The sequence below is a fragment of the Chryseobacterium sp. CG10_8 genome, from assembly GCF_058117085.1.
Map to the genome: position 1 here is coordinate 1 of NZ_JBYVEB010000222.1, position 1607 is coordinate 1607.

Consider the following 1607-nt stretch of genomic DNA (forward strand, 5'->3'; position numbering starts at 1 on the left):
TTATGAGTAACAATTTGAAATACAAAGGATTTATTGGGAGCATAGAATATAGCGAATCTGATAATATTCTGTTCGGTAAAGTCTTGGGAGTTAACCGTCTTTTGATTTCTTATGAAGGTAAAGACGTGGACGAATTAAAAAAAGATTTCAGGGACGGAATAGACCACTATTTATCCGTTTGCGAAGAAGAAGGCATAAAACCACAAAAATCATTTTCGGGAGCATTTAACGTGCGTATTCCTTCCGATATGCACGGAATGGCAGTATTGAAGGCGCAAGAAATGGGAATAAACCTTAACGCCTTTGTGAAATCTGCCATAGAAGAAAAATTAAACCCTATACCATTAGGAAACAGAACCCGACAAACAAAAGGGACTGGAAAACAAAAAGTCTAAACACAAAATTATAACAGTCGCCATTGTGCGACTTTTTTTAACCGTTCAAACCTGATTTTATGGAGATAAAGATTTATCCAAGCCTTATAGAATTTGAGGAAAACTATGTCAAAGATTTGAATGAATATCTAAATTACTATGCAATTGCGGACGAAATAGATTTTATAGAAGACCTTTTAAATAGATATTCAAAAAGTATTTCTGTAATAAATAATACACCACAAACTGCAATCAGAAAACTATTTGGTATGGAGTTTTACAGAAAAGAAAGTAAAATTGTTTGGGACGATAAAACTTTAGATAAATTCGAGATCAAAACTTTATTATTAAACTTCAAAAAAATAGTTGAGAAGCTAAAATTAAAAAATATTGAAAATAAACACCCAATTAATAGTCATGACACTAAAGATTTTTCTATTGGGTTTTATGGGAAAGAACAAAGACAAGAAGAAAAAAAGATTTACGATTTTTTTGATAAAGTTAAAGAACAAGATTTAGGGGAGACAGATGTTTTAAAGCTGTTAAAAGAATTTTCACAAGACTATAACGAAGTGATATTAAAATCAATTCGTAAGGATTTGGATTTTTATTTATTTACTGAGCGAGAAGAATTAGAAAGTCAATTTACACCTGATGATATAGAAAATGCAATTGAAGAAAGGAAGAAAAACGGTATTGAAATTCCTTACTATAAGAAAACGCCTATTGAGAATTTGACAGAAAAACAGATTGAAAATAGAAAAAGAGCAGAAGAAAAAGGGTTTGATTTTGATGCTAAAGTTCTTAATTTAGAACAATTACTTTTCCCTTATGAATTATATCCTTTATACAAATTACAGGGATTAATCAATCGGAAATTAAAAAGTTCAAATTTGGAAGTTGTAAACACTCCTAATAACGATTTTTCAGATAATGCAGACAAAGAAAAATTAATCATTTTGGAAAAACTAAAAATCATTGATTATATCAAAAGTATCCAAAACAAACCTGAAACCATTTCTCACACCGCAGAAATATTGTCTGCAATTACTGGTATTAATTCACAAACATTATACACTTATTTACGTCCAATGTTAAATGCTAATCGGGACGATACTGACAAAAACAGTCCTTACAATAATTCTGAAAATGTTTTAAATGCAAACAAAACTATTCTGAAATTTAAGATTAAAAACTTAGATGCTAACGGTTAAAGGTTAGCATTTTTTAATT

The 1607-nt window shown here is 29.6% G+C and carries 2 protein-coding genes; both read left to right on the forward strand.

The window, feature by feature from the left end; all coding sequences use genetic code 11:
- On the forward strand, window positions 1-395 hold a 395-nt coding region (locus AC4AGG_RS16370), incomplete at its 5' end, for a type II toxin-antitoxin system HicB family antitoxin (protein WP_489773093.1).
- 59 nt (window positions 396-454) lie between these two features.
- Window positions 455-1588, forward strand: a complete 1134-nt coding sequence (locus tag AC4AGG_RS16375) for a hypothetical protein (protein WP_489773094.1) — start codon at window positions 455-457, stop codon at window positions 1586-1588.
- The last annotated feature ends 19 nt before the right edge of the window (window positions 1589-1607 follow it).

Coding starts and splice junctions, on each gene's coding strand:
- AC4AGG_RS16375 (WP_489773094.1), top strand. CDS start 455: ATGGAGATAAAGATTTATCCAAGCCTTATAGAATTTGAGGAAAACTAT.